The 26,050-nt window shown below is 64.1% G+C and carries 19 protein-coding genes; 18 read left to right on the top strand and 1 reads right to left on the bottom strand.

Going from position 1 to position 26,050, the window contains the following annotated elements:
- Window positions 1-101: 101 nt before the first annotated feature.
- The 3 genes from NKG59_RS14755 (at window position 102) to NKG59_RS14745 (ending at window position 1,396) form a co-directional block, all read left to right on the top strand.
- Window positions 102-326, top strand: a complete 225-nt coding sequence (locus tag NKG59_RS14755) for a signal peptidase (RefSeq protein ID WP_232040681.1) — start codon at window positions 102-104, stop codon at window positions 324-326.
- 139 nt (window positions 327-465) lie between these two features.
- Window positions 466-1,023: a MerR family transcriptional regulator gene (locus NKG59_RS14750; protein WP_045206013.1), complete on the top strand. Its 558-nt coding sequence runs from the start codon at window positions 466-468 to the stop codon at window positions 1,021-1,023.
- On the top strand, window positions 926-1,396 hold the full coding sequence (locus NKG59_RS14745) for a carboxymuconolactone decarboxylase family protein (protein WP_037031488.1): 471 nt from the start codon (window positions 926-928) through the stop codon (window positions 1,394-1,396). Before NKG59_RS14750 ends, NKG59_RS14745 begins: the two co-directional genes overlap by 98 nt.
- Here NKG59_RS14745 and paeA read toward each other — a convergent pair.
- Window positions 1,336-2,652 (bottom strand): polyamine export protein PaeA, encoded by a 1,317-nt coding sequence (paeA, locus tag NKG59_RS14740; RefSeq protein WP_045206015.1) that lies wholly within the window; start codon window positions 2,650-2,652, stop codon window positions 1,336-1,338. The two genes, NKG59_RS14745 and paeA, sit on opposite strands and share 61 nt — an antisense overlap.
- Window positions 2,653-3,134: 482 nt before the next feature.
- On the opposite strand from paeA, the gene NKG59_RS14735 reads away from it, so the two are divergent.
- The 15 genes from NKG59_RS14735 (at window position 3,135) to NKG59_RS14665 (ending at window position 25,975) form a co-directional block, all read left to right on the top strand.
- The gene (locus NKG59_RS14735) at window positions 3,135-5,972 is read left to right on the top strand and encodes a bifunctional glycoside hydrolase/polysaccharide deacetylase family protein (RefSeq protein WP_253538113.1); all 2,838 of its coding nucleotides are present in this window, start codon (window positions 3,135-3,137) and stop codon (window positions 5,970-5,972) included.
- Entirely contained in the window at window positions 5,959-9,990 is a 4,032-nt protein-coding gene (locus NKG59_RS14730) for a tetratricopeptide repeat protein (RefSeq protein WP_253538110.1), read from the top strand. The genes NKG59_RS14735 and NKG59_RS14730 overlap by 14 nt, the downstream gene beginning before the upstream one ends.
- Window positions 9,991-10,059: 69 nt before the next feature.
- The gene (locus NKG59_RS14725) at window positions 10,060-10,620 is read left to right on the top strand and encodes a penicillin-binding protein activator LpoB (protein ID WP_253538107.1); all 561 of its coding nucleotides are present in this window, start codon (window positions 10,060-10,062) and stop codon (window positions 10,618-10,620) included.
- Window positions 10,620-12,095 carry a PelD GGDEF domain-containing protein gene (locus NKG59_RS14720; RefSeq protein WP_253538104.1) on the top strand — a complete coding sequence of 492 codons (1,476 nt, stop codon included), beginning with the start codon at window positions 10,620-10,622 and terminating at the stop codon, window positions 12,093-12,095. The genes NKG59_RS14725 and NKG59_RS14720 overlap by 1 nt, the downstream gene beginning before the upstream one ends.
- 26 nt (window positions 12,096-12,121) lie before the next feature.
- Entirely contained in the window at window positions 12,122-13,108 is a 987-nt protein-coding gene (locus NKG59_RS14715) for a tetratricopeptide repeat protein (protein ID WP_253538102.1), read from the top strand.
- Window positions 13,105-14,727, top strand: coding sequence for a GT4 family glycosyltransferase PelF (gene pelF / locus NKG59_RS14710; RefSeq protein ID WP_253538099.1), 1,623 nt, complete (start codon window positions 13,105-13,107; stop codon window positions 14,725-14,727). The genes NKG59_RS14715 and pelF overlap by 4 nt, the downstream gene beginning before the upstream one ends.
- Window positions 14,727-16,097: an exopolysaccharide Pel transporter PelG gene (gene pelG, locus NKG59_RS14705; protein ID WP_045206022.1), complete on the top strand. Its 1,371-nt coding sequence runs from the start codon at window positions 14,727-14,729 to the stop codon at window positions 16,095-16,097. Before pelF ends, pelG begins: the two co-directional genes overlap by 1 nt.
- Window positions 16,098-17,036: 939 nt before the next feature.
- The gene (locus NKG59_RS14700; protein ID WP_253538094.1) at window positions 17,037-18,536 is read left to right on the top strand and encodes a sensor histidine kinase; all 1,500 of its coding nucleotides are present in this window, start codon (window positions 17,037-17,039) and stop codon (window positions 18,534-18,536) included.
- Window positions 18,518-19,891: a sigma-54-dependent transcriptional regulator gene (locus NKG59_RS14695; RefSeq protein WP_253538091.1), complete on the top strand. Its 1,374-nt coding sequence runs from the start codon at window positions 18,518-18,520 to the stop codon at window positions 19,889-19,891. Before NKG59_RS14700 ends, NKG59_RS14695 begins: the two co-directional genes overlap by 19 nt.
- A gap of 380 nt (window positions 19,892-20,271) precedes the next feature.
- On the top strand, window positions 20,272-20,859 hold the full coding sequence (locus NKG59_RS14690; protein ID WP_045206025.1) for a hypothetical protein: 588 nt from the start codon (window positions 20,272-20,274) through the stop codon (window positions 20,857-20,859).
- Window positions 20,856-22,154, top strand: coding sequence for an MFS transporter (locus NKG59_RS14685; RefSeq protein ID WP_253538088.1), 1,299 nt, complete (start codon window positions 20,856-20,858; stop codon window positions 22,152-22,154). The genes NKG59_RS14690 and NKG59_RS14685 overlap by 4 nt, the downstream gene beginning before the upstream one ends.
- A gap of 133 nt (window positions 22,155-22,287) precedes the next feature.
- The gene (locus NKG59_RS14680; protein WP_253538085.1) at window positions 22,288-23,841 is read left to right on the top strand and encodes a methyl-accepting chemotaxis protein; all 1,554 of its coding nucleotides are present in this window, start codon (window positions 22,288-22,290) and stop codon (window positions 23,839-23,841) included.
- Window positions 23,842-23,926: 85 nt separating this feature from the next.
- Window positions 23,927-24,172, top strand: coding sequence for a hypothetical protein (locus tag NKG59_RS14675; RefSeq protein WP_253538083.1), 246 nt, complete (start codon window positions 23,927-23,929; stop codon window positions 24,170-24,172).
- Window positions 24,173-24,260: 88 nt separating this feature from the next.
- On the top strand, window positions 24,261-24,590 hold the full coding sequence (locus tag NKG59_RS14670) for a hypothetical protein (protein ID WP_253538080.1): 330 nt from the start codon (window positions 24,261-24,263) through the stop codon (window positions 24,588-24,590).
- Between the two features lie 116 nt (window positions 24,591-24,706).
- Window positions 24,707-25,975 (top strand): D-amino acid dehydrogenase, encoded by a 1,269-nt coding sequence (locus NKG59_RS14665; RefSeq protein ID WP_253538078.1) that lies wholly within the window; start codon window positions 24,707-24,709, stop codon window positions 25,973-25,975.
- Window positions 25,976-26,050: the final 75 nt, after the last annotated feature.

Raw genomic sequence — 26,050 nt, 5'->3', positions numbered from 1 at the left:
GGCAGGCCGCGCATTGCATCGCGGGCGTGGGAGCGCAATGGGTCACGCTCCATCCGATACCGGTAGCGCCACAAACCAGTCTCTTCTATAAGGACAACACGATGAACAAGCTTCTGGCCGCCCTCGTGGCTACAGTCTTCAGCGCCGGCGCATTTGCGCAGGCATCCGCACCGGCAGCGGCTCCGGCACCTGCCGCGGCCGCGCCGGCACCCGCCGCGTCGGCACCTGCCGCGGGCGAAAAGGCAACGCAACTCCATAAGAAGAAAAAGAAACGCGACCATCGTCCGAAGCATCAGGACAAGAGCGCGTACGGCGTGGGCGGCTGACCTGCAGTAGCCCACCGATTTTCTGCACACCAAGGCGCCGGCCTCCTAGAAGGGGCCGGCGTTTTGTTTTGTGCGAGCCGAAAAGATTCACGTTAAAGTCGCTTGACTTAGAGTGCGCTCTAACTTCTAAGCTCCGTTCATGACCACATTCCTGACCATCGCCCAAGTTGCAGAAGCCACCGGCCTGTCGACGCATACGCTGCGCTATTACGAGCGCATCGGCCTGCTCGACAGCGTGCAGCGGCGCGATAACGGCCATCGTGTCTTCCGCACCGAAGACATGAGGTGGCTTGAGTTCCTGCTGCGCCTGCGCGATACCGGCATGCCGATCGCGCAGATGCAGGAGTACGCCGCGCTGCGGCGGCAGGGCGACAGTCTGGAGAGTGTGTCGGCGCGCCAACGCCTGCTGGAATCGCATGCCGCGGCGCTGGAAGCGGAGCTGCGCGCACGGGCCGAAACGCTGGCCGTGCTGCGCGTCAAACTCGTTGTCTACGACGGCATCCGGGCTCGGATTGAAGCCGTGGAAAACGCGTCAGGCTCTGCTTCCTCATCTTCCAAATCGAAACGCCAGCCGAAACGCCAACCGAACGAGGACGCGCATGACACCGAACACGCACACAGCACAAGCCGCAAACCACGCCAACCTGCAGGACGACCGCTACGCACGGGGCTGGCAAAAGCTGAAGGAAGTCGATGATGTGGCTGGCGAACGCGTGGTCGAGGCCATGGCCGACATCTCGCCCGACCTCGGCCGCTACATCGTCGAATTCGGGTTTGGGGATGTCTACTGCCGCCCGGGCCTGACGCTGCGCGAGCGCGAGATCGCCACCATTGCCGCGCTCACGGCGCTGGGCAATGCGGCACCGCAGTTGAAGGTGCACATTGCGGCGGGGCTCAACGTCGGGCTCACGCGCACGGAGATCACCGAGACGATCCTGCAGATGGCGCTATACGCGGGTTTTCCGGCGGCGCTTAACGGCATGTTTGCCGCCAAGGAAGTATTTGCTGCTCACGACGCCGAGGGCGCGGCCCCTGCCGGCGGATCGATGCGCCGCGAAACCAGCAACTGATCGATCCGGTGGTTGTCGATGTCGAGCACTTCAATATGCAGCGGCCCGATGTCGACGGTTTCGCTCTTCTTGGGAATGCGCTTGAGCGCGTAGATGACCAGCCCGGCGAGGGTTTCGACGTGGTGTTCGCCGGGCAGGTCGTCGAGGTCGAAGGCGCGTTTGACATCGCCCAGCGGCGTGACACCGTCGATCAGGCATGAGCCGTCATCGCGGCGCACGATCTGCTCGTCTTCCCCCAGGTAGAGGATGTCGCCCATCACCGCGCCGACAATGTCGTCGAGTGTCACAACACCCACCACCAGCCCATATTCGTTGACGACCGCGCCAAAGCGCTCGTGCATCTCGCGAAAGCGCGTAAGCGCCTGCGACAGGTTGAGCGTGTCGGGCAGCACCAGCAGATTCTTGTCGTAATGCTTGCTGATGTTGCGGATCACGGCCGAGGACTCTTCCGACAGGATCTGCTGCAGGATGTCCTTGGACGCGATGAAGCCGAGCACCGAGTCGATGTCTTCGCGGCAGACGAGGTATTCCGCGTGCGGCTGCGCAATGATCTTCATCTTGATCGACTCCACCGGTTCGTCCACCGTGAAGTAGATCACCTCGTCGCGCACGGTCATCACCGAGGTGATGGTGCGCGATTCCAGCTCGAACACATTTTCGATCATGGCCAGTTCGTGTTTGCGCAGCACGCCGGCTTCCGCGCCTGCGCCCATCATGGCGGCAATGTCTTCGGTGGTGATCTGGTCGACGCGGTGCGTCGGCACGCCAAACAGCTTGAGGAACATGTCGGCCGCCCCATTGAACAGCCACACCACCGGCCGCAGCGCGCGCAGGCACGACTGCATCGGGCCGATGACCGACAGCGCGCAGCGCTCGGGGTAAAGCACGGCCAGGCGCTTGGGCAGCAGGTCGGCAAAGAGAATGAACAGCGCCGTCACGATGATGAAGCCGGCGATGCTGCCGATACGTTCGGCGCGGGCGGCAGGCAGCCAGTCGCCCAGCGCCCCCGCCAGCGGCCCCGAGATCTGGCTGTCGCCGATGACACCGGCCAGGATGGCCACCGCATTCACCCCGATTTGCACCACGGTGAAGAAGTTGCCAGGCATGTCCTTGAGTTGCAGCACGCGCAGGGCGCGGGTGTCGCCGTCGTCGGCCAGGGTTTGCAGGCGGGTGCGCCGCGATGCCGTGAGGGCGATTTCGGAAGCAGAAAAAAAGGCGCTGATCAGGATCAGCAGGGCAAAGATGAGGGCGGACATGATGGCGGGGCCCGTCCGGGCAAGTCGCGTCGTTGCGCAGCGACAACTGCACGGTCGCGTGGAATGTGGCTTCGAATGATCATGGTGCAGCGCTGATCGCTTTGTCAAACCACGGCGTGCGCGGATGATCTCAAACAATTGTTTATGTCCGAGGAGGATAGACGGCCATCCAAAATGTGGTTTGCCGTGTACCCGCGGCATCGGCGATACTTCACCTTCGGACACATTCTCTCGGTATGCCTTGCGGGGCCTGCGTTTACGGGCGGCAACCGGGGAAAAACAGCGGTTCCGGACGGCGCCACCACAGGCGCCGAACTTCAGTGCCGGCGCAGATCGGCCTAATTGATGCACCTAGTTGCATAGCGGAGTGCCAGTTCATGTGGGTTCTCAGCCGTTTACAGCGGCGCACCGGGGGGAAACGGGGGAATACGGCAGGGACGATCGCGCGGTTGGCTGGGCTTCTTGTCGCAGCCGCCGTATCGATGCCTTGTACGACGTTTGCGCAGCAAACGCCTGCCACCACCGGGTCCGGTGCGCCTGCGGTTACATCTTCCGTCTCGGCCAGCGCGCCGAACATCGCGTGGTACTACGGCGACAAACCGCCCGTGGCGCAGTTGCGCGCCTTCGATGCCGTTGTCGTGGAACCGGACCACGGGTTCGATCCATCGCAGTTCAAGACACCCAAGACGCAGTGGTACGCCTACGTGAGCGTGGGCGAGGTCACGCCAGAGCGCAGCTGGTACAAGGAATTACCCAAGGCCTGGCTGTTGGGCCGCAACGCGGCGTGGGCCTCGCGCGTGGTGGACCAGGCCCAGCCCGAGTGGCCGGCGTTTTATGTCGAACACGTCATCAAGCCGCTGTGGGACAAGGGCTACCGGGGCTTCTTTCTCGATACGCTCGACTCGTATCAGTTGGTGGCCAAGGACGACGCCTCGCGCGCGGCGCAGGAAGCCGGCATGGTGCGGGTGATTCGCGCGATCAAGGCGCGCTATCCGGACGCCAAGCTGATCTTCAACCGCGGGTTTGAGATCCTGCCTCAGGTGCACGACCAGGCGTATGCGGTGGCGTTTGAATCGCTGTATCGCGGCTGGGACCAGGGCAGCAAGCAGTACAAGGATGTGAGCGACGCGGACCGCGAATGGCTGATGGGCCATGTACGCCAGATTCGCGACGACTACCACTTGCCCGTCATCGCCATCGACTACTGTCCGCCGACCGACCGTGCCTGTGCACGCGAAACGGCCAAGCGCATCAAGGCGCAGGGCGTGGTGCCGTACGTGACCGATCCCGACCTGTCGACCATTGGCGTGGGGCGCATCGAGGTGTTGCCGCGCAAGGTGTTGATCCTGCAGGACCGCGACCCGCGTACCACCATTGACACCAGCGAGGGCGTGCGCTTCGTGGCCACGCCACTCAATTTTCTCGGCTACGACGTCGAGTACGCCGACATCAACAAGCCGCTGCCCGCTTCGGTACCGCCCGACCGCTACGCCGGCGTGGTGGTGTGGGTGAACACCAGTCCGATCAAGCAGGTGGCGGCGCTGTCTTCGTGGGTGCGGCAACGTATTCATGACGGCGTGCACATCGCCTTTCTGAACCAGTTCGGCCTGCCGGTGGACGGCAGCATGGCCGACATGTTCAAGCTGCAGTTGGTGCGTGGGCGTGCCAACGGGCCGCTGTCGGTGGTGTCGCAAGACAAGATGATGGGTTTTGAAATGGCGCCGCAACCGGAGCGCCGTGAAGCCCAGCCGATCAAGGTGAGCGCGAATGGGCAGTCGCTGCTGCGGCTGAAGTCGGGCAACTTTGAGTTTGATGCCGCTGCCATTACCGATTGGGGCGGCTACGTACTGAATCCATACGCGGTGTTCTCCATGGACACCGTTGAGCAGGCGCGTTGGGTTGTCCAGCCGATCGAGTTCCTGCGCCGCGCGCTGGCGCTGCCGGACATGCCGATCCCCGATGTGACCTCTGAAAACGGCCGCCGACTCATGCTCGTGCACGTGGATGGCGACGGCTTTGCCTCACGCGCCGAGTTTCCCGGCCCCGAATATTCCGGCGAGGTGCTGCTGCAGGACGTGTGGGAGAAGTACCGTATCCCGACAACACTGTCGGTCATCGAAGGCGAGGTGGGCGCAAGCGGCCTTTACCCCAAGCTGACGCCGCGCCTGGAAGCAATTGCGCGCCAAATGTTCGCGCTGCCGTACGTCGAACTGGGCACCCATACCTATTCGCACCCGTTTGATTGGAGCCGCACCGTGCCCGGCGCCGCTGCTGATCGGGCCAAGGAAGGCCCGGGTGCGGACAAGGGCGGTGGCGACACCGCATTCACGCTGTCCATTCCCGGCTACAAGTTCAGCCTCGACCGCGAGATAGCGGGCTCCATCAACTACATCAACGAGCGTCTGGCCCCGCCCGGAAAGCGCGTGAAGGTCCTGCAGTGGTCGGGCGACTGCCAGCCCCCAGAGATTGCCGTGCGCATGGCCTGGGACGCAGGCGTGCTCAACATGAACGGGGGCGATACCACCATCACGCGCAGTTCGCCATCATGGACGGAGATTGCGCCGCTGGGCATCGACAAGGGCCCAGGGGCTTACCAGGTGTTTGCGCCAAACCAGAACGAGAACGTCTATACAAACGATTGGACCGGGCCGTTCTATGGTTTCGATCGCCTGATTGAAACGCTGCAGTTGACGGACACTCCGTATCGCTTCAAGCCGATCAACATCTACTACCACATGTATTCGGGCACCAAGCTTGCGTCGCTCAAGGCCTTGAAGAAGGTCTATGACTACGCGTTGTCGCAGCCCGTGTTCCCGATCTATTCGACCGAATATGTGGTCAAGGTGCTGGACTTCCGCAACATGGCCATCGCCCGAGAAGTCGGTGACGACAACACCTGGGTCGTGCGTGGCGATGGCGATCTGCGCGAGCTGCGCTGGATGGCGCACGGTACGCCGCGCCTGGCGGATGCGCAGGGAGTGGTTGGGTATGACAAGGCGGCCGGCGGCATCTATATCCATCTTGATGACGGCGCCGCACGCTTTACGCTCGCACCGGAGGCGGAACCAGCCAAGCCGGCGTACATTGCGGAAGCCGCTGCCTTTGTGCGCAATTTCGCACGAAACGGTAATGAGTTGAGTTTCGAGGCGGGCGGCTATTACAAGCCGTTCGTCCGTCTGGCCAACGCAGGTGCCTGCCGCGTAAAGGTCAACGGCAACCCAGCGCGCACCGCCCGCGCGCAAGACAACACCGTGCGCGTTGATCTGACAGGAGCTGCTGCGCAAACCGTGACCTACCAACGTATCGATGTGGTCTGCTGACCTGACCCCGCGTGAACGGCTGCTGCCAGCCTGGCTGATCGGCACCCTGGGTGCGCTGATCGGGCTGGCGCTCGCCTTGATGTTCCCCCGCGAACGTCTGGAGGCGCGCCTGCTGGAGGGCGGCAAGGTCGATGCGCTGTCGGTGGCCTACCTGGAAGCCTGGCTGCGCGTGCGCCCGAACGACGGCGAGTTCTTGAGTGTGCTGGCTGCCCAGTACGTGCGCACGGGCCGCTTGGCAGAAGCCGAAGCCATGGTCGCTCGCATGCGCGCGCTGCGCGACAAGACGCTCGACCGTGAAGCGCTGCTCCTTGATATCGCCATCCGAGAGCAACGCGCCTACGCGCTGCAACCGAACGATCCGCAGCGCGCCGCCATGCTGGTTGACCTGCGTGGTCTGCTCAAGCAGGCGCTGGACTATCGCTGGACTGCGGCCGAGCTGGAGATGCTCGCCGCCAAGTCGCGTGGCTTGGACCAAGGTGCGATTGCCATCCAGTTCTATCAACGTCTGGCGAAACAGGACGTGGCGCGCGCCGCGCAATGGCAGGCGCGTACCGCTGAGATTGCGCTGGGCGTGGGCGAATATCGTGCCGCAGCCGCAGCCAACTTTGCCGCGCAGGCGACCGCCAAGTCGCTCGACGAACAGCGCCGCTACTTCATCGCCGGGTTGAAGGCACTGCAGGCTGGCAATCTGCTCGACGATGCCATGACGGAAGCGCAACGCCGTGTTGGCCCGCTGATCGACGATACCGAAACGCTGCGCTTTCTTACGCGCCTGGCGATGGCATGTAACCGGCCGGATCTGGCAGACCAATACGCGCGCCGCCTGCTGCGGCTGTCGTGGCATCAGGCCGGGGAGGGCATTGCCTTGGCCTCCGGTGTCGCCCGTCATGACTGGGCATTCGCAGGCCGGCCTGAACCGCTGCCAAGTCCCGCAAACCTGGTGTTCATGGATGGCCCGGAAGGCCTGGCACGTCGACAGCGCCACGCTGCGCGCATTCGCCCGGTAGCGGATAAGCAGAACAAGGCTGACGATGCGGCTTCGTCCTCGCAACCGTCGGGCGCACAGGCCATCGCCCGCGGGATCGCCCCGTTCAATGCGGAAGACTACGACCTCGCATTCCAGGTTTTCATGGGCAGTGGCAATCTGAACGATGCCATGCGCGTGGCCGAGGCCGCCGTGCGTCAACGCCCCGATCTGAAAATCTGGACCGAACGTGCCGCGCAGGTGGCTGAGTGGAACCGCCAACCGATGGCGGCGTTGAACTATTGGCTGGCGTACGCGCAATCCACTGGGGATGACGCGGCCTGGCACCATGTGTTGCGTCTGGCGCCCGCGCTCAACGAAGACCACGCCTATCTGGCGGGACTGCGCTACAAGGCAAGCCGCAACCCGGGCGACATGAAGTTGCTCGACCAGATCATCGCGGCGTACGAGCGCCTGGGCGAACCCGTGGAAGGGCTGGCGTATCTGAACAGCATCGCGCGCGGGCCGCACCGCCAGGTGGTGCTGGAGCGCTACGCCAATCTGGCCGAGCGCGCCGGCAAAGACGATCAGGCTTACGACACCTACGTGCGTCTGCAGAAGGAGTTCGGCCCCAACGCGCAGTACGCGCTCAAGCTGGCGAACATCCTGTACGTGCGCGGGCAGTTCGCGCAGGCGCTTGCCGCCATGCAGGCCGCAGACAAGGCGGCCACGCCAACCGATGATCTCTACTGGCGGACCTTCGCCCAGCTCGCGCGTCTGAACCAGCGTGATGATCTGTCTCGTCAGGCGTATCGACAGTTGCTGATCGGCGGCAAGGCTGAGCCAGACGATCTGACAACGATGATCGACTTCTACGACGCCAGCCCCATCGATGCTGGCCGTCTGGCTGAACTTGCCTTCCGGAAGGACGGCACGATGGTTCACCTGCAGCAGGCCATTTACTACTACACGCGTGCGCGCGCCTTCCGCCGCGTCGACGGGTTGCTGGCCTCGCTCACGCCGGAACAGCGCAAAGCGGCTGAGCGATCCGCCGGCGTGCTGGGCGCACGCGCCGAGTATTTCCGCCAGAGCGGTCAGTGGGATGCGGCCATGCGTGACCTGCGGCGCGCTGTGTCGCTGCCTGATGCGGGCAGCGATGTGAAGGCCGCTTTCCTGTGGGGCCTGCTGGATTCCGGTCAGAACGCCGAGCTCAAGCGCGCATTGGCGCTTTGGCGTAGCGAGGCCGAAAACGATTCCGCGTACTGGGGTGCCTACGCTGCCGCCGGCCTGCAGCTGTTTGACGCCAACCTGGCGCTGCGCTTCCTGGGCCGCCAGGGCAAGTCGATGCAGACCGATCCGCTCTGGTTGCTGGCCTATGCCGATGCGCGTGAAATGGCCGGTCAGGCCGATGCTGCCTGGGCGCTGCGCCGCGAGGCGTGGTGGCTGCTGTGGCGCGCTGAAGACACGACAGGCAACGGCAAGGCCAACCCGCCCGCGGGGCGCCGCGTCGGCACGCGCGTCACGGTGGGGGATGGCGATGCGGTGCCGCTGGAAGAAGATGCACGCGCTGAATTGCGCGCCCGGCGCATCTCACTGGCGCAAACATTCGGGTCTGGCGACCTGGCGCAGCGTCTGCTGATCGAGCTGCTGCGCGATGATCGCCGCGCGACGAAGCAGGCCCGCGAAGGTGGGCGCTCGGCAATGGATAAGTCCGAGCTGGGCGATATCGACACGTTGCCGCCCGAGCCGCCACAGACTCCCGCCGACAAGCGCAAGCAGGCCCGCGTGAGCGATCAGCTTGTTTCCGCCGTGGCCAAGGAGGCCGCGCTGGGCTGGGCGCTTTCGCAGGAGGCGAATGATCTGGCGCGCGCGTGGCTGCTGCAGCAGTACACGCGCCGCATGACGCGCCCGGCCTATGCCGAGATCTCCATTGCCCTGGCCGAGCGCGATCTGCAGACGCTCAACCGCCTGCTTGACGACACGCCTGACCGCATTCCGCTCTACAACCGCATCGATGCCAACGTGATGACGGACCGCCTCGGCGAGGCGCAGCGTCTGTCGTTTGAAGGGCTGACCACCGCCCCCGATGACGAGCAACTGCACGAACGTGTGCAGGAGACGCTGCTGACCAATGCGCAGGCGCTGGAGCCACGCGAGACGTGGTTCAAGCAGGCGCCGCTGACGTACTTCGAGAGCAGCGCGGCCGCCGGTATCCGCCTGACCGATCACTACAGCATGCTCGTGCGCGCCACCCAGCGGAACCAGCGCTCGACCGACGATACGCAGTTGACCGGCGTGCCCGCGCAGGATCGGCAGGTGGATTGGATCTCGCAGTACCAGACGCAGAACACGCAGTGGAAGGGCACGGTGGGTTGGCGCCAGGGGCTGGGCTCGCTCTACGCCTTCCGGCTGGACGGCCTGCTCGGCCAGGTTGGGCCGGTGGGCACCGAACTGTCGATCGGTCGCAACCAGCCGGCCAATGAAACGCCGCAACTGCGTGTGGGCGGCGTGAAGGATCTGTTCTCGATCGGCAACAACTGGCGCCTCACACAAAACGAATACGTGCGCGCTCGCGTGGAAGGCGACCGCTTCTACGGGCAGGACCGCTCGTTCCTGGGCAGCGGCATGGTGTTCGATGGCGAAATCGGTCACCGCTTCCGGGTGGAATATCCGGACTACACGATCCGCGTGGTTGGTACCGTCGCACGCTACAACGCAACGGGCACGGTCAGCCCGTTGATGGCTCGCCTGCTTCCTTCGGGCGCCGCACCGGACGTTGCCCAGATCATGCCGCGCTCGTTCAACCAGTTCGGCATGCTGTTTGGTTTCGGCACGGATTATCTGGACCGCTACACGCGCGCCTGGCGGCCCTTCATGGATGCGGGCATGCTGCATGACAACCGCGAAGGGTGGGGCGTGCAGGCCCAGCTTGGCGTGGCAGGCAGCGTGTTTGGCAACGACCATCTGGCGCTGTACATCGAGCACCAGTCGATTACGCGCGCGGGGACATCGCCGCTGACGGAGATCGGCCTGCGCTACCGCTGGCTCTACTGACAAGCAAGAACAAAGCAACGGGGAAAGAACGAGATGAAGCACACAACGGAAGACTCCAGGGAGAACGCGATGACACCCTTGATCAACAAGATGAATGCCGGCCGCCGGCGCTGGCTGGCCGTGGCAGCGGGCGTTGGTGCGGCGCTTGTGTTGTCCGCCTGCGCGGTGGTTGACAGCGCGCGTGCGCCGGCGACCAGCGCGTCGGATGCGTGGGTGGTCCTGCCCATCGCCAACTACACCGAAACGCCGCAGGCCGGCCTGCGTGCCGAGACGATTGCGGCCAGCATCCTCAAGGCGCGCGGCTTCTCCAACCTCAAGCAGTATCCGGCCAACCTGAACAGCGAGTCGCTGTTCGAGCCCGCCGAGCGCGAGGCCGTGGCACGTGCGCTGGATTGGGCGCGCGGCGAGAAGGCCCGCTATGCCCTGACCGGCGCCGTGGATGAATGGCGCTACAAGGTCGGCGTGGATGGCGAGCCCGCTGTCGGCATCACGCTGCAAGTGATTGACGTGCAGACCGGCAACGTGATCTGGAGCGCGGCCGGCAGCCGCACCGGCTGGAGCCGCGATGCGGTGTCGGCGGTAGCGCAGAAGCTGCTGCGCGAGCTGCTCTCGCCACTGGGCCGGGGCTGATGAAGACCGAGTCGGCAGGTTCCGCTCAATCGGCTGGCCGCGCCGCCGCCGATGGGCGCGGCCAGGGTGGGCGAACTGAGCGGCGGCGCAACGCGCAAGGCATTGGTGCGTCCACCTGGTATGGGCGCCTGATTGCTCCCGCCGTCTCCAGCCCGAGCGCAGTGCTCGAAACGCTGGGTACGGTGGTAGTGGCTATCGGCGTCGTCTGGCTGTTCGCGCCGGACAACCCGCTGCTGCTCGGCTACGGCTTTCCGTGGATCTGGCTGGTGCCGCTCATCCTGGCGCTGCGCTACGGCACGCTGCTCGGCGCGCTGGCCGCGCTGGTGGTGCTGGGCGCCTGGGCCGTGTTCTACGGACAGACGGCCGCTGCCGGCAGCTTCCCGCGCATGTACTTCCTGGGCGGCCTGATGCTTGTGTTGGTCGGCGGGCAGTACGGCGACATCTGGGGCGCGCGGTTGTCGCGCGCCCGCACCGTCAATGGTTACCTGAACGACCGGCTGGCGGCCCTTACCAAGAACCACTTCCTCCTGCGCCTCTCGCACGAGCGCCTGGAGAACGACCTGCTGGCCAAGCCGACCACGCTGCGCGACACACTTACGCAGTTGCGCAATATCGCGCTGGCAGCGCGTGAGCACGGCATGGGCGACAACCAGCCCGACGTGGCGCAACTGCCCGGCGCCGAGCCGTTCCTGCAATGGACGGCGCAGGCCTGCCAACTGGAAGTGGCGGCCATGGTGCGCGTGATCGGCAACCGCATCGATACCGAACCGGTGGCCCGCGTGGGCACGCCGTTCGACATCGTTGCCGATGATCCGTTGATCCGCCATTGCATCGACACCCACACGCTGGGCCATCCGCAGGCGCCCGAGCTGCGGAATGTGAACAACCCCGAAGACGGCTCGCGCTACGTGGCGTGCGCGCCGGTGCTCTCGGGTGCGGATGAGCTGATCGGGCTGGTGGTCGTGCATCAGATGCCGTTCCTCTCACTGTCGTACGAGAACCTGCAGTTCCTGCTCGTGCTGCTTGGCTACTACGCCGACGGTGTGCGCCACCTCACCGTCAGCTCCGAGATCCTGGACCTCGTGCCCGATGCGCCGTACGAGTTCGCGCTCGACCTCGGCCGGCTGGCACGCCTGCATCGCGACACCGGTATCGATTCGTCGGTGGTGGCGCTCATCTTCCACCAGGACGAGGCCAGCGATGCGCTGTTCGAGAGCGTCGTGCGCAGCCGCCGTGCGCTGGATGTTGTCTGGCAGGCAAACGGCAAGAACCGCCGCGCCATCATCACGCTGATGCCGCTGTCGGGCGCGGGCGCCGTGTCGGCCTATCTGGTGCGCATTGAAGACAGCCTGCGTGCGCAGTTCGGTGTCGACTTCGAGGGCGCACATATCAGCGTGCAGACCTTGCATGTGACCGGCGAGCATCCGGGCGAAGCGCTGCAGCGCTTCCTCTCGCGCTGCCATCTCGACGGATAGAGGCGGTCAGGCCATGCGGATCGACCATGTTTAAGCTCACGCTCGGCGGCATCGCGGCCCAGATCGCGGCAGTGGCGATGGCACTGCACGCCGGCAACAGCCTTGCGCTGCTGCTGTCGTGCCTGATGCTGCAGGGCACCGCCGCCGCGCTGATCGGCCTGGCTGCGTGGCGCTTGCTGCCGCGCCGCTATCGCGTGCCGTTCGTGTGGACGTATGGCTACCTGACGGCGCTGTGCTTTTTCGTGCCGGTGGCGGGTTCCCTGCTGGTGCTCGGCAGCCTGCTGCTCGCCAAGCTGTTCCCCAGGCCCGAAGACGACAAGGACATCGCCGATGTGGGCCTGCCGGTGTTTGTTGCGCATTTGATCTCGCGCGTGACGCATGGTGGGGGTGCGCGGCTGCGTGCACAGCTCAGCAACGAGCGCGCGCCGGTGCAGAGCCGTATGACTGCGCTGGTGGCCATGCAGTCGATGCCCACGCGCACTGCCAGCCCCGTGCTGCGCGACCTGCTGGCCGATCCGGTGGACGATATCCGCCTGCTGGCCTACGGCATGCTCGACAACGCCGAGAAGGTGCTCACGCAAAAGATCCTGGCCGAGCTGCCACGCCTGGAAGAAGCCACCACGCCCGAGGCGCGCTACGACATCAACAAGCGCCTGGCCGACCTGTATTGGGAGCTGATCTATCAGAACCTCGTGCAGGGCGACGTGTACCGCTACACCGCCGAGCAGGTCGAGCGCTACGCCAGCGCCGCGCTCGACATCCAGCCCGACAACGCCGCGCTGTGGTACATGCGCGGCCGGCTAGCCCTGTCGCGCCGCGAGCCCGATGTGGCCGAGTCCCACCTGCGCCGTGCTGAATCCCTCGGCTTCCCGCGAGACCGCCTGCTGCCTCCGCTGGCCGAGGCCTGCTACCTGCGCCGCGACTATGCCGGCGCGCGTGCGGCGCTGGCGCAGTTCTCCAGCCGTTCTCCGCTGCCGTTGCTGCGCCCGCTGTTGCGCTACTGGACATCATGAGCAACGACCACTTTCCGCGCGCCCAGTCTGCCGACGTTGCGCTGCTGCTTGAAGGGACCTTTCCCTACGTGAGCGGCGGGGTGTCGAGCTGGGTCAATCAGATGATCCGGGCGTTTCCGGACATCCGCTTTGCCATCGTCTTCATTGGCAGCCGCCGTGAGGATTACGGCAAGCCCGTCTACGCCATTCCCGACAACGTGGTGCACCTGGAGTGCCACTACCTGTACGACTTTCCGCCGCCGCCGCTGGTGCAGGCCAGCGGCGGCGATGCCGCAGCGTTCGAGCGCTCACGCAAGCTGCACGACGCGTTGCGCGATCCGGCAAACAAGGAAGCGACGGCCGAGTTGATTCGCGCCTCGATTGCCGACCTGCGCGACGATGGCCCGCTGGCCGAGGAGCAGTTCCTCTACAGCCACCGCGCGTGGGACATGATGACGGACTACTACCGGCGCTACTGCACCGACCCGTCGTTCACGGACTACTTCTGGACCGTGCGCATCATGCACAAGCCGCTGTGGCAGCTTGTGCGCATTGCCGAAAACCTCATCCCGGTGAAGGTGTTCCATACCATCTCGACCGGCTATGCAGGCTTCCTTGGCGCGCTGCTGCGCTATCGGCGCGGGCGGCCGCTGCTGGTGTCCGAGCACGGTATCTACACCAAGGAACGGAAGATCGACCTGTTCCAGAGCCAGTGGATTCGTGACAACCGCAGCATCTTCGAAAAGGACATCGCGCAGATCAGTTACTTCCGCGATCTGTGGGTGCGGTTTTTCGAAACCATGGGCCGTGTCTGCTATGACGCGGCCGAAGACATCGTCGCGCTGTACGAAGGCAATCGGCAGCGCCAGGTCATTGACGGCGCGCCGGCCGAGAAGACGCGCAGCATTCCGAACGGCATCAACCTGCCGCGCTTGGCTGCGTTGCGCGAGAAGCGCCAGGCCAGCGTGCCGCGCGTGATGTGCCTGATCGGCCGGGTGGTGCCGATCAAAGACGTGAAGACGTTCATTCGCGCCATGCTGACCGTCACGCGCGAGATGCCCGATGCGGAAGGCTGGATTGCCGGCCCGGAAGACGAAGACCCGGAATACGCGCAGGAATGCCACAGCCTGGCCGAGAGCCTGGGCCTGGGCGACCGCATCAAGTTCCTGGGCTTCCAAAAGATCGACGACATCCTGCCGAAGGTGGGCGTGCTGGTGCTGAGTTCCATCAGCGAGGCGTTGCCGCTGGTGGTGCTGGAAGGGTTTGCCGCGGGCGTGCCGTCAGTCACGACGGATGTGGGTTCGTGCCGGCAACTGCTGTTCGGCCTGGAGGGTGAAGACGCGGCATTGGGTGCGGCCGGCGCCGTGGTGCGCATTGCCGACCCGGCTGCCCTGGCCGCCGAAGTGCTCACACTGCTGCGCGATGAAACGCGCTGGCATGCGGCCCAGGCTGCCGGTATTGCCCGCGTCGAGCGCTATTACACGCAAGAGATGATGGTCGGCAGCTACCGCGAGCTGTATACGCGCCTGCAGACGTTGCCCGACATGAGTACCGAGCACGGTGCCAAGGCCGCTTCTGTCGCCGCGGCGGCCTGCCCGCACCACGCTCAGCAGAACAAGCCACATGAGGGAGCCCGCTGATGGCCGGCATTGGTTTTGAGCTGCGCAAGATGCTCAAGCGCGACAGCCTGCTCGGGCTGCTGCGCGCCTACACCTACGCCGGCATCATCAGCTCCGGGCCGTGGATTCTCTCCATCGTCGGGATTCTGCTGATCGGTATCCTGAGCCTGCCGTTCGTGATTCCCGGCTCGCTCATCACGCAGTTCCAGGTGTCGGTCACCTACCTGATTGCGGTCAGCCTGATCCTGACGGGGCCGCTGCAGCTTGCCTTCACGCGCTTTACGTCCGACCGCCTGTTCGAGAAGCGCGACGACCTGATCCTGCCCAACTACCACGCCGTGTCGCTCGTAATGACGCTGATCGCGGGCGGGCTTGGGCTGCTCGTCATCGTGTTTGCGTTTCCGCAGCAATCGGCGATCTACCGGCTGCTGATGCTGGCCGGTTTCGTGGTCATGGCCAACATCTGGATAGCGGTGATCTTCTTGTCGGGCATGAAGCAGTACAAGGCGATCGTGTGGATCTTCCTGGTCGGCTACACGCTCACCGTGCTGCTGGCGCTGCTGTTTAACCGGTTCGGGTTGGAAGGGCTGCTGCTGGGGTTCGTGACGGGGCAGCTCTTCTTGCTGATCGGCATGGCCGCGCTCATCTACCGCAACTTCAGCGGGCGGCGCTTCGTGTCGTTCGAGGTGTTCGACAAGCGGTTTGCGTATCCGTCGCTCATGTTGATCGGGCTGCTCTACAACCTCGGCATCTGGCTCGACAAGTTCATGTTCTGGTACGCACCGGGCACGGGGCAGCAGGTGATCGGGCCGCTGCACGCCTCGGTCATCTACGACATTCCGGTGTTCCTGGCGTACCTCGGCATCATCCCCGGCATGGCGGTGTTCCTGGTGCGCATCGAGACCGATTTTGTCGAGTACTACGACGCCTTCTATGACGCCGTGCGGGGCGGGGCATCGCTCGAACACATCGAAGACATGCGCAACACCATGGTGCAGACCATTCGTGCCGGCCTGTACGAGATCGTGAAGATTCAGGCGATGGCCGCGCTGGTGCTGTTTGCCGTGGGCGCTGCGGTGCTACGGGCGTTGCAGATTTCCGAGCTGTATCTGCCGCTGCTGTATGTCGACACCATTGCCGCGAGCTTGCAGGTGGTGTTTCTGGGCGTGGTGAACATCTTCTTCTACCTCGACCGGCGCCGCGTGGTGCTGGCGTTGACGGCAGCGTTCGTTGCGCTCAACGGCGTGTTGACGTGGATTACGTTGCAGCTTGGGCCGGCCTGGTACGGATACGGATTTGCCGTGTCGCTGCTGCTGGTTGTGATGGCGAGCCTGGTGATCCTCGACCGGAAGCTGGATCGGCTGGAGTACGAGACGTTTATGTTGCAGTGAGGCTGGCCGACAGCCTCCGTTGCTGTCCGGAACCCCGCCCGCGACACTTCAACCTCCGTTCACGACCCTTCAAGCCTCGCGCACCGCGCTCCAAGCGCCAGCCGCGAGGCTTTTTGCTTGGCGACTGCTGCTTTTTGCAGCAACACCATGATGCTTTTTGCTCCGTCATCGGGGCTTGGAGGCCGGCGCCCGGGGCTTTGTGCTCCACGGGTGAGGGTTCGAGCTCGGCACTCGGCACTTTTTGCTCGAGAATTTCGAGCTCTGATCTCGGTGGATGGCGCTCTGAGCTCGACGGCCGGAGCTTTTTACTCGGTGAATGGAGTTCCGAACTCGATGGATGGGGTTCTTTGCTCGACGGTTGCAGGCCCGAACCTCACGTTCCGCGGTTTTTGCCTCGCAATGTGCTTGCGCGTGGGGAGCTGGAACATGGGCGGTACAGATCAGAAGGACGGGTTGCTTTCCCCGGGAACGGGCGGAGGAGCGTTAGGGGATGGTTTTGATGGCGTGGTGAGTGGCCGGCGCCCGTCTCCAAATCGAGACGCGCACGCCGAGTGGATGGGCTACCAGTAACGATGCTGCGTTTAAATCGGCCCGTTTGCTGGGAAACGCTGATATGAAAACCTGATCGGCAGATTCAGCTGGCTTTGCGCAAACTTCCGCACCCGATGCGGTGCGTTGGATTTGCAGCATCAATTCGATTCTTGCCGGCCGGGAATGGGGTCGTGCTGCAAGGCGGATGAAAGGCCGGCCGAGAGAAACTTCCCTTGGAACGGGGGTTCAATGAAAGTTACGACAGACAGGCGTTCAGCTCGCATGCGGGCTGACCTTAAGATCAGCGTCTTTCAAGGCGTCTGTGCTTGACCCCGCTCCTCTTGATTGCCGCCTGTTCACGACCAAGAATCGGCTGAATCGTCCTGTTGTGCCGTCGTCCCCATTTTGATGAAACGTCCGTCGTTCTCTGCCCAGCTCACCATCCTTTGGGGGCTTGTTGCGATCATCCTTGCCACGCTTCTCGTGATCGTCTGGGTGATGGTTCGCTCTGCGGCAGACCATCACGTGGCAAATGCAAAGCTGCAGGCCGCGACAGCGTGCGATGCCGTCGCTTCGCGCTATCGCCAATCGATACTGCCGACCGACGCCGTTGCCAGTGCCGACCTGATGCGCGGCATCCTCGACGTTGTGCTTGCCTCCGCGCCGGGCGTGGAGGGCGGCTTCTGGTCACCACACGCGGGATCAAACCGGAATGGCTTTCTCGCCTACGCGTTCCCGACCTACCAGGGCAGCGGTATCAAGCGGGACGTCCCCGAGGCTGAAATTCCGCTCATCCTCCGCGCATTACAGGCCAGCCTTCAGGGGCAGCAGCCTGCAACGGACGCTGTGGTGAACCGGCACGATGCCGTGGTCGCCGCCGCCTGCGTGGCACAGGGCCAACAAGGCGTGCTCGTCTGGACCATGACGCGAGCCCAGCCCGCGCTTGGGCAATACGGCAGAGATCTGGTGACCGGCCTTGCCATTGTGCTGACCGGGATCCTAGTGATTGCGGTGGCCTTTGGGGTTGTCCTGCGGCGGTGGAAGCGCCAACTGGGGCAACTGGAAATGGCCTTGCCGCCCCGCGGTGATGCCGCCCGCCTGCCACTGGTGGGTGAACCGGATCTGGATCGCATCGTCGAGGCGTTCAATGGTTACGTGGCGCGGGCAGAGGCGCTGCAGCACGAGACGGCCAGACTGGGGCAACGGCTGGCGCAGGCTGAGCGGTTCAGTGTGCTGGGCAAGCTGGCGGCGCAGGTCGCGCACGAGATACGCAACCCGACTGGGGCCATGCGGCTCAAGGCTGAGAATGCGCTGGCGGGTGACAGCAAGCGCCAGCAGGAAGCGCTTCGGGTCATCCTCGAACAAATCGGCAGGATCGAAGCGCAGTTGACGAGCCTGCTTGCGCTGACTCAGCCCGTCCGCCTTCATGTGCAAGAGGCCGATGTGGCGCAGTGGATGGACAACGTGGTCGGGTCGCATCAGGAGCTTGCCCAGCAAAGGCACGTGAGCCTGGTCTCAACGAGCGACGTTCGGGAGGAAAGCGACGATGCGCCACCCAGGCCGGCCCGGTTCGATCAGGAACAAATGCGCCGCGCGCTCGACAACCTGCTCATCAATGCCATCCGGCATGCGGGCGCTGGCGGTGAGGTGACGGCGCTTGCTACACGCCCCCATGTTGGCAGCCGCGCTTATCTCAGGATTTCCGTTTCGGACACCGGCCCCGGTGTGCCGCCTGAACAGCGCGCGCACATCTTCGAGCCATTTGTGACTGGCCGCGTCGATGGGTCCGGACTCGGCCTCGCCGTGGTCAGCGAGGTTGCGGCCGCCCATGGGGGCCGGGCATGGCTGGACGAAACCTCGGATACCACCTCATTCGTAATGGAAGTGCCATGGCAACCATCCTCATAGTCGATGACGACGATGCGTTTCGAGAGGGCTTGGCCGAAACCCTGACCGATCTCGGACACCGCGTGGTCGAAGCCGCAACGGGACAGGCCGCATTGCAGATGCTTGGCGACGGGCAGCCTGCCGATTGCGTGTTCCTCGATTTCCGTCTGCCCGATCTGAATGGCCTGGATGTACTTGAGCGCCTGGGCGAAGAACCGGCGCTGAAAGCCATTCCGGTCGTCATGCTCACGGCATATGCGAGTTGCGACAACACCATCGGCGCCATGCGCCTGGGTGCCTTCGAGCATCTGACGAAACCGGTCGGGCGTCGCGACATTGCGGTGCTGCTGGAGCGCGTCTTCTCGGCCAACCAGCCGCGCGCCTTGTCTTCTCATGCCGGCACGCCGTTTCTTGACGAGTCCGAGACTGACCGGCCTCAGTTGCTGGGTATCAGCACTGCCATGCGCACGGTACAGAAGCAACTGGGCCGCGCCGCCATGACCGACTCCACCGTGCTCATCACCGGTGAGACAGGAACTGGCAAGGAGGTGGCGGCGCGGGTGCTGCACGCCTCGTCAAATCGGCGGGCCGGGCCGTTCGTTGCCGTCAATTGCGCGGCCATACCGCATGACCTGCTTGAGAGCGAGCTGTTCGGGCATCGCAAGGGTGCATTCACGGGTGCCACCACCGACCGTGTCGGAAGGCTCGTTGCGGCCAACGGCGGTACGTTGCTGCTCGACGAAGTTGGTGACATGCCCACCGCAATGCAGGCGAAGCTTCTGCGTACGCTGCAGGAGCGCCACGTAACGCCGCTGGGCACGAACCGGGCCATACCGATCGACTTGCGGGTGGTGGCCGCCACGCACCGTGATCTCGACACCATGGTGGCGGCGGGACAGTTCCGTCAGGATCTGCACTATCGGCTCAACGTTGTTGCGCTGCATTTGCCGCCCCTGCGCGAGCGCGTGGCCGATATCGTCCCGCTGGCTGAATATTTTCTGGCTTCGGCCGTGCGCGCGACGGGGCGCCCGATGCATCTTTGCGCTGAGGCGCAGCGCATGCTGGTCGAGCACGCATGGCACGGTAACGTGCGTGAGCTGAAGAACGCCATGGAGCGCGTCTGTTCGTTGGCACCCGGGCCCACCATCACCGCAGATGATCTATCGTTTTTGCGCAGGCCAACTGCGGCGCAGGAGCGGCCGGTGCCTTCCGACCTTGTCGAACTCCCACTTGCCGAAGCCGTTGAGCGCGTCGAGCGTGCCGTCATCACCCATGCGCTGGCGCTGGCGAATGGCAACCGAGCCGATGCCGCGCGCCGGCTTGGCATCAGCCGGCAGTCTCTCTACACAAAGATGGCGGCGCTCGGGTTGAGTTAAAACGTCAAGAAATCAGACACCCGGTGTCCACCAAGCGGGCATCCCTGGGCGGTATGCCCCCGCCGGAGCCTTGTCGCATCACGGTTTCCAGGATGGCATGGCACTTGCAATTCACTCCACGCCCCGCGACGGGAGTGAACCATGCAGCGCACCGAGCCCACCTTTCCAGCACGACATACCGCGCATCCCCCCGAGCGTGCTCCGCAACGCGTCTGCTGTGCTGTGCCCGTCGGCCTTGCCCCCTCACATAGCGCCTGTCCTGTGAAGGCTGGCGTAGCCAATACGGCACCGTTCTGTCCTCAACCGCTTCCGGTGTGGCCTGCAGCACGGCGCAAGTTCATGGCCGTTTTTCGACGTCCACTTTGAAAGAAGCACGACTGATGCATCCGATCGACCCAGCACGCCTGGCAGAAGCACAAGGCACTGTCACGCAATTTCTGATGAACGAACACGGCGACCTGGACGGCTTCATTCTCGACGGTACCTGGCAGGTGTATTTCCCACCGAGCATGTCGGCAAGCGTTGCGGCGCATGTCACACAAGGCGACACCGTGCGTGTACAAGGCGCCGCGCCACGCAGGACCGACGTCATGTCGGTGTTTGCGATTGAAGCCGAAGACGGCGAGACCATCGTCGATGAGGGACCCGGGCGCAATCGGAACCACGATAACGAGCGGGACGTGCAAAGGGTGCCTGTTGATTTGATCGGCACGGTGGTGCTGCCGCTCTATGGCCCTAAGGGCGAGCCATGCGGTGCGCTGCTGGGGGGCGGCACTTCGCTGCGCATGGCAGTGCGCGCCGCAGAGGAACTGGCGAGGTATCTCGCGCCTGGCACGCGCGTGCATGCGTGGGGAGAGCTCGTCTCGAGCGAGTTGGCCAGCACGCTCGATGTGGCCGCCATAGCGTTGGCCAGCGATGGCGTTGCGCACCCGTCTACACGGGCAGGTCGGGAGAACGCTGCTCGATGACGATGCACGCCCTCACAACCGGAGCCAAAACCAAACCAGAGCAGCACGCCAGCCGCACACCGTCCGCGCGCAGCCTTCGGGGCCTCGACGCGCTCAGCTTCCTGATGGCCGATGTCCGGGACGGCGTCGGGCCTTTTCTCGCGGTATTCCTGAAGGGGACGCAGCACTGGTCTTCGGCGGATATCGGTCTTGTCGTGGGTGCAAGCGGGCTGGCCGGCGCGATCGCCCAGATACCGGCGGGCATGTTGGTAGACGCCGTGCGGGCCAAGCGCGCCATGATTGCCATTTCGGCCGGTGTAATCGGCCTGGGTTGCATGCTGATCGCATGGTCGCCCACGTGGTCCGTCATCTTTTGCACGCAGCTTGCGCTGGCGCTCGTCTCGGCGGTCGTCGGGCCGTGCCTCGCCTCGTTAAGCCTGGGCATCGTCGGGCACCGCCGGCTGCCTGCACGTGTGAGCCGCAACGAGGTCTTCAACCACGCCGGCAATTTCAGCGGCGCGATCCTGGCCGCAACCGTCACGCACTACGCAGGCACGCTGTGGCTGTTCTACATCGTCTGCGCCTTTTCAGTGGCAAGCGCGTTTGCGGCGGCGCTCATTCGACCAGCCGACGTTGACTATGAGATCGCGCGCGGCGGCGAAATGCTGCACTCGGAAAGCGGGGCCGGGAAACCGCAGCCGATCCTGGACGTGTTCAAACGGCGCGATCTGCTGGCGCTGCTCGCCACAGTTGTGCTGTTCCATTTTGGCAATGCAGCCATGCTGCCGCTTGCAGGGCAGATGATCGCCGTAGAAGCCCCGCACAAGGGCGTGCAGTGGCTCGGCGCGTGTGTAATCGCGGCGCAGCTCGTGATGATTGTGGTGGCAGCAGCAGTCGGACGCGCAATCAAGGCCGGTGTCGGACGGAAGAAGCTGTTTCTCATCGCGCTGGTGGTGTTGCCAGTGCGCGGCGTTCTGTTTGCACTGGCGAGCAGCCCGTACGCCGTCATTGCAATCCAGCTTCTGGATGGCGTGAGCGCCGGCATTTTCGGCGTTGTCATCACGGTCATGCTGTCCGACATGATGCGCGGCACCGGGCGCTTCAACCTTGCGCAAGGCACCGTTTCGCTGGTCGTGGGCATTGGCGCAGCACTCAGCAATCTCACCGGCGGCCTGTTGGTCGACCGCTTTGGCTTTGCCGCCGCGTTCCTCGCACTCTCAATCGTGGCCGTTGCGGCCATCTTCGTCTTTGCGGTCTTCATGCCTGAGCGCTCATCGGCTGAAGAGGCCACCCAAGTCGCGCATTCAGGCGCGTAATTCTGCAGTGAAACCAGGAGCGAAACGGCAGCACAACGCAAGGCAGCGCAATGCAGTTTGAACGGCACGAGCCGTACCGTGATTTGAATAAAACGTCTTCAGAGAAAGACTTTCCTTTTGGATGGGGAGCAGTATGAAAGTCAGGACACAATTACTTTCCGCGTTCGCGGCGCTCGCCGTTCTGGTGGCGATCGTGGCTGCCATGACGTGCTATCAGTTGAACGCACTCAGCGCGAAGTTCGGGAATTTCGAGCGTGGCCTTTACCTGAGGTCCACCCTGGTTGCGGCGGTGCAATTGAATGTCGAGCGAAGAGCTGTTGCCGCGCGCAATCTCGTGCTTGCCGACACGGATGCAGACCGGCGCACCGCAGCAGACGCGGTAGCCAAGTCCCATGCCGGTGTGCAAGCCCAACTGGCGCGCCTGGAAGATGAGGCCAAGAGCGGCCCGGATGCCACCGACAAGACCCGCGCCCTGGTGGCCGCCATTCGCGCGGTGGAGAACCGGTACGGCCCTGTTGCGCTGGCCATCGCGCAGTTGGCCGAGACCGGCCATCGCGACGCCGCAATCGACAAGATCAACCGGGAATGCGTGCCGCTGCTTGCCGAGCTCGACAAGGCTGTTGAAGCGTATGACACGTTCGTATCCACCCGATCGCGCCAGGCGGTGGAAACGGCACAGGCGTATGCAACCACAGCCATGTGGATAGCCGTGGCGGCAGGGCTGTTTGCGTTTGCGGCAGCCGGTGTGCTGGGTATTGCCATTGCGCGCAGCGTGTTGGGCGCACTCGGGGCGGAGCCCTCAAGTCTGGCCGCCATTGCTACCCGCATTGCCGGCGGCGATTTCCGCGAACAGGAAGCGTTCAGGATCGCGCCCAGTGGCAGCGTGCTGTCTTCAATGAAGCAGATCTGCCAGGGCCTGGGGTCGCTTATCGGCCGCGTGGGTGACGCGGCGCAGTCGGTTTCTGCTGGCTCCAGCCAGATCGCCAGTGGCAACGTTGATTTGTCGAGCCGCACGGAAGAACAGGCCTCCGCACTGGAGGAGGTGGCCTCCAGCGTGGAAGAGCTGACTACGACGGTGCAGCAGAACGCCGCCAATGCGCGAGAGGCTGCCACGCTGGCGGTCAATGCCTCTGACGTTGCCAAACAAGGCAGCGACGAAGTGGACAACATGGTTCAGACCATGGGCAAGATCAGCGCTGGCTCGGTGCGCATCAACGAGATCACGGCGCTTATCGAGGGGATCGCGTTCCAGACGAACATCCTCGCGCTCAACGCAGCGGTGGAGGCCGCACGTGCCGGTGAGCAGGGTCGCGGCTTTGCGGTGGTTGCCAGCGAGGTGCGCACGCTTGCGCAGCGGTCGTCTTCTGCGGCCAAGGAAATCAAGGGGTTGATCGAATCGTCGCTTGAGCATGTGCGCGAAGGTGACGTTGCCGTGGGGCGTGCGGGGCAAACCATGCGATCCGTTACCACGGCCGTGGCTAACGTCACGCGGCTGATCGAGGACATTGCATCTGCCAGCGCCGAGCAGAGCCAGGGTATTGCCCAGATTCACACGGCCGTCTCGGAAATGGACCAGATGACGCAGCGCAATGCAGCGCTGGTGGAGGAGGCGGCAGCCGCATCGCAGGCACTGGAAGAACAAGGCAGCCTGCTTGCGGAGTCCGTGAAGCATTTTCAGGTTGCCTAGAACACGCATGCGCAAAGTGCGCTCGTGTTGTTCTGCGCTTTGAGGGCGGACCTGAATGGTGACCGTATGAAATGGAGCTGACGGCATGGTGGCAGGCGACACGCACAGAACTGACGAGAAAGGTCGAGAAGCGTTGCACGAAGACGATCGCTCTCACCGTACCCCGCTGGCCCAGATCCTGATGGGCGTTCTTGCCGTCACCGTCTTTGCAGCCGTGATGTTCGATGTGTTGAATGCGGACGGTTATCTGGGCGCCTGGTACACGGATGTCACGGGCTACAAATGGACTTGGTCAGGCCGATGCCTGCTCTTGCCGTGCTCCCACCGCTAGGCCATTTGGCACCTTACGCGGTGCGAGGTACTGCCCGTAGGCTCAGGGCAGCGATATCGGGTCGTCGACGAGATAGACGAAGGAGGAAATGATGCGAGGATGGCGGATTCAACACTTCGACGGCTGTGCGATACACGTGCTGGTCGTGCCGGGCAGTAGAGGGCGGCTCGGTTATTCATACACCGGCTTCGTCTGCGCACGCGAGAATGAGGCAATGATCTATCCGCGCCTGGAACGTTTTCATAACGCCTCGGCCGAGTTCGATTCAGCCGAGGCAGCCGTTGCGGCGGCGGTGGGGCAAGGAAAAGCCATTGCTGCACGCTTGCTCACCCTGCGCGGAGAGGAAAACGCTCCGTGTTTCACGGCCAGTATGCTGTTGGCCCCACCTTCCCGTGCAGGGCGCGACGCAGACAGTTGACCGCGGGGGCAACCAACCCATAGCCCCACAACATCCCCCCCAACAACTCCGCATTTGCCCAACCACCGCTGGGCTCCTTAAGCTGCACCCGACATTCCAAATCTCGCAGCTTCTTCATGCAAATAGCAGTAGTGGGCGCCGGCATCATCGGCATCAGCACGGCCTATGCGCTGGCTCAGGAAGGCCATCAGGTCACCTTGGTCGAGCGGCATCCGGGCCCGGGCGAAGGCACCAGTTACGCCAACGGCGGCCAGTTGAGCTACAGCTATGTGGCGCCGCTGGCGGGCCCCGGTGTGCTTTCCCATGTGCCGGGCTGGCTGCTGCGCCGCGATTCGCCGCTGCGCCTGAAGCCGTCGCTGGACCCGGCATTGCTGCGCTGGGGGTTGCGCTTTATCGCGGCCTGCAATCGTGACCGGGCCGATCGCACCACGCGTGAGTTGCTCGCGCTGTCGTTCTACAGCCGAGCACGCATGGAAGCGCTGCGGGAGGCACTGCCGGATCTGGTATTCAGCTTTGCCCGGCGCGGCAAGCTGGTGGTGCATCGCGATGCTGCGGCGTTTGACTCTGCCCGCGCGCAGGTCGGCTATCAGGCCACGCTCGGGTGTGAGCAGCATGCGTTGTCCGCCGATGAGGCGGTCGCCCACGAACCCGCGCTTGCCGGCGTGCGCGACCAGATTGTCGGCGCCATCTACACGCCCGACGAAGACGTGGCCGATTGCCACCAACTCTGCGTCGGCTTGTTCAAGCGGCTGCGCGCGATGCCGAACGTGACGCTGCGCTTCAATACCGGCGTTGAAGCGTTGTGGACCGAAGGGCGCCCGGTGCGCGGTCTCAAACTGGCCGATGGTGACCAAGTTGCCGCCGATGCGGTGGTGATGGCAGCGGGCGTGACCAGCGCCAGGCTGCTCAGCCCATTGCGCATCGACCCGGGCCTGTACCCGCTGAAGGGTTACAGCATCAGCCTGCCGCTGGGCGAGGGCGATGTTGCACCGGTGATCAGCGTGACGGATGCTGCGCGCAAGATCGTCTATGCCCGCATCGGGCAGACGCTGCGTGTGGCGGGCATGGCTGATTTGGTGGGTTGGTCAACGGCGCTGGACACGCGCCGCGCGCAGACGCTGTATGACGAAACGCGCGCGCTGTTTCCGGGCGCCATGCGCGCGAATGACGCGGGTGCCGATGCCGCCCCTTGGGCCGGCATGCGGCCTGCAACACCAACGGGCGTGCCCGTGGTGGGCGCATCGCCGGTGGAAGGGTTGTGGTTGAACGTGGGCCACGGCGCACTGGGCTTTACGTTGGCGCTTGGCAGTGCAGGTTTGTTGGCCGATCTGATTGCCGGCCGCAAGCCCGCGATTTCCCCAGTGCCGTATGCGCTGGCCACGTGACACAAGAACGAGATTCAAAAGACCGAGCGCGCTGGCTTGATGATGCGTATCTGGCCCGTGCCAATTGGTAACCCA

The sequence above is a fragment of the Ralstonia chuxiongensis genome (assembly GCF_024158925.1).
Classification (GTDB): domain Bacteria; phylum Pseudomonadota; class Gammaproteobacteria; order Burkholderiales; family Burkholderiaceae; genus Ralstonia; species Ralstonia chuxiongensis.
The sequence above is the reverse complement of the archived record's forward strand: the minus strand, read 5'-3'. Positions and strand labels throughout refer to the sequence as shown.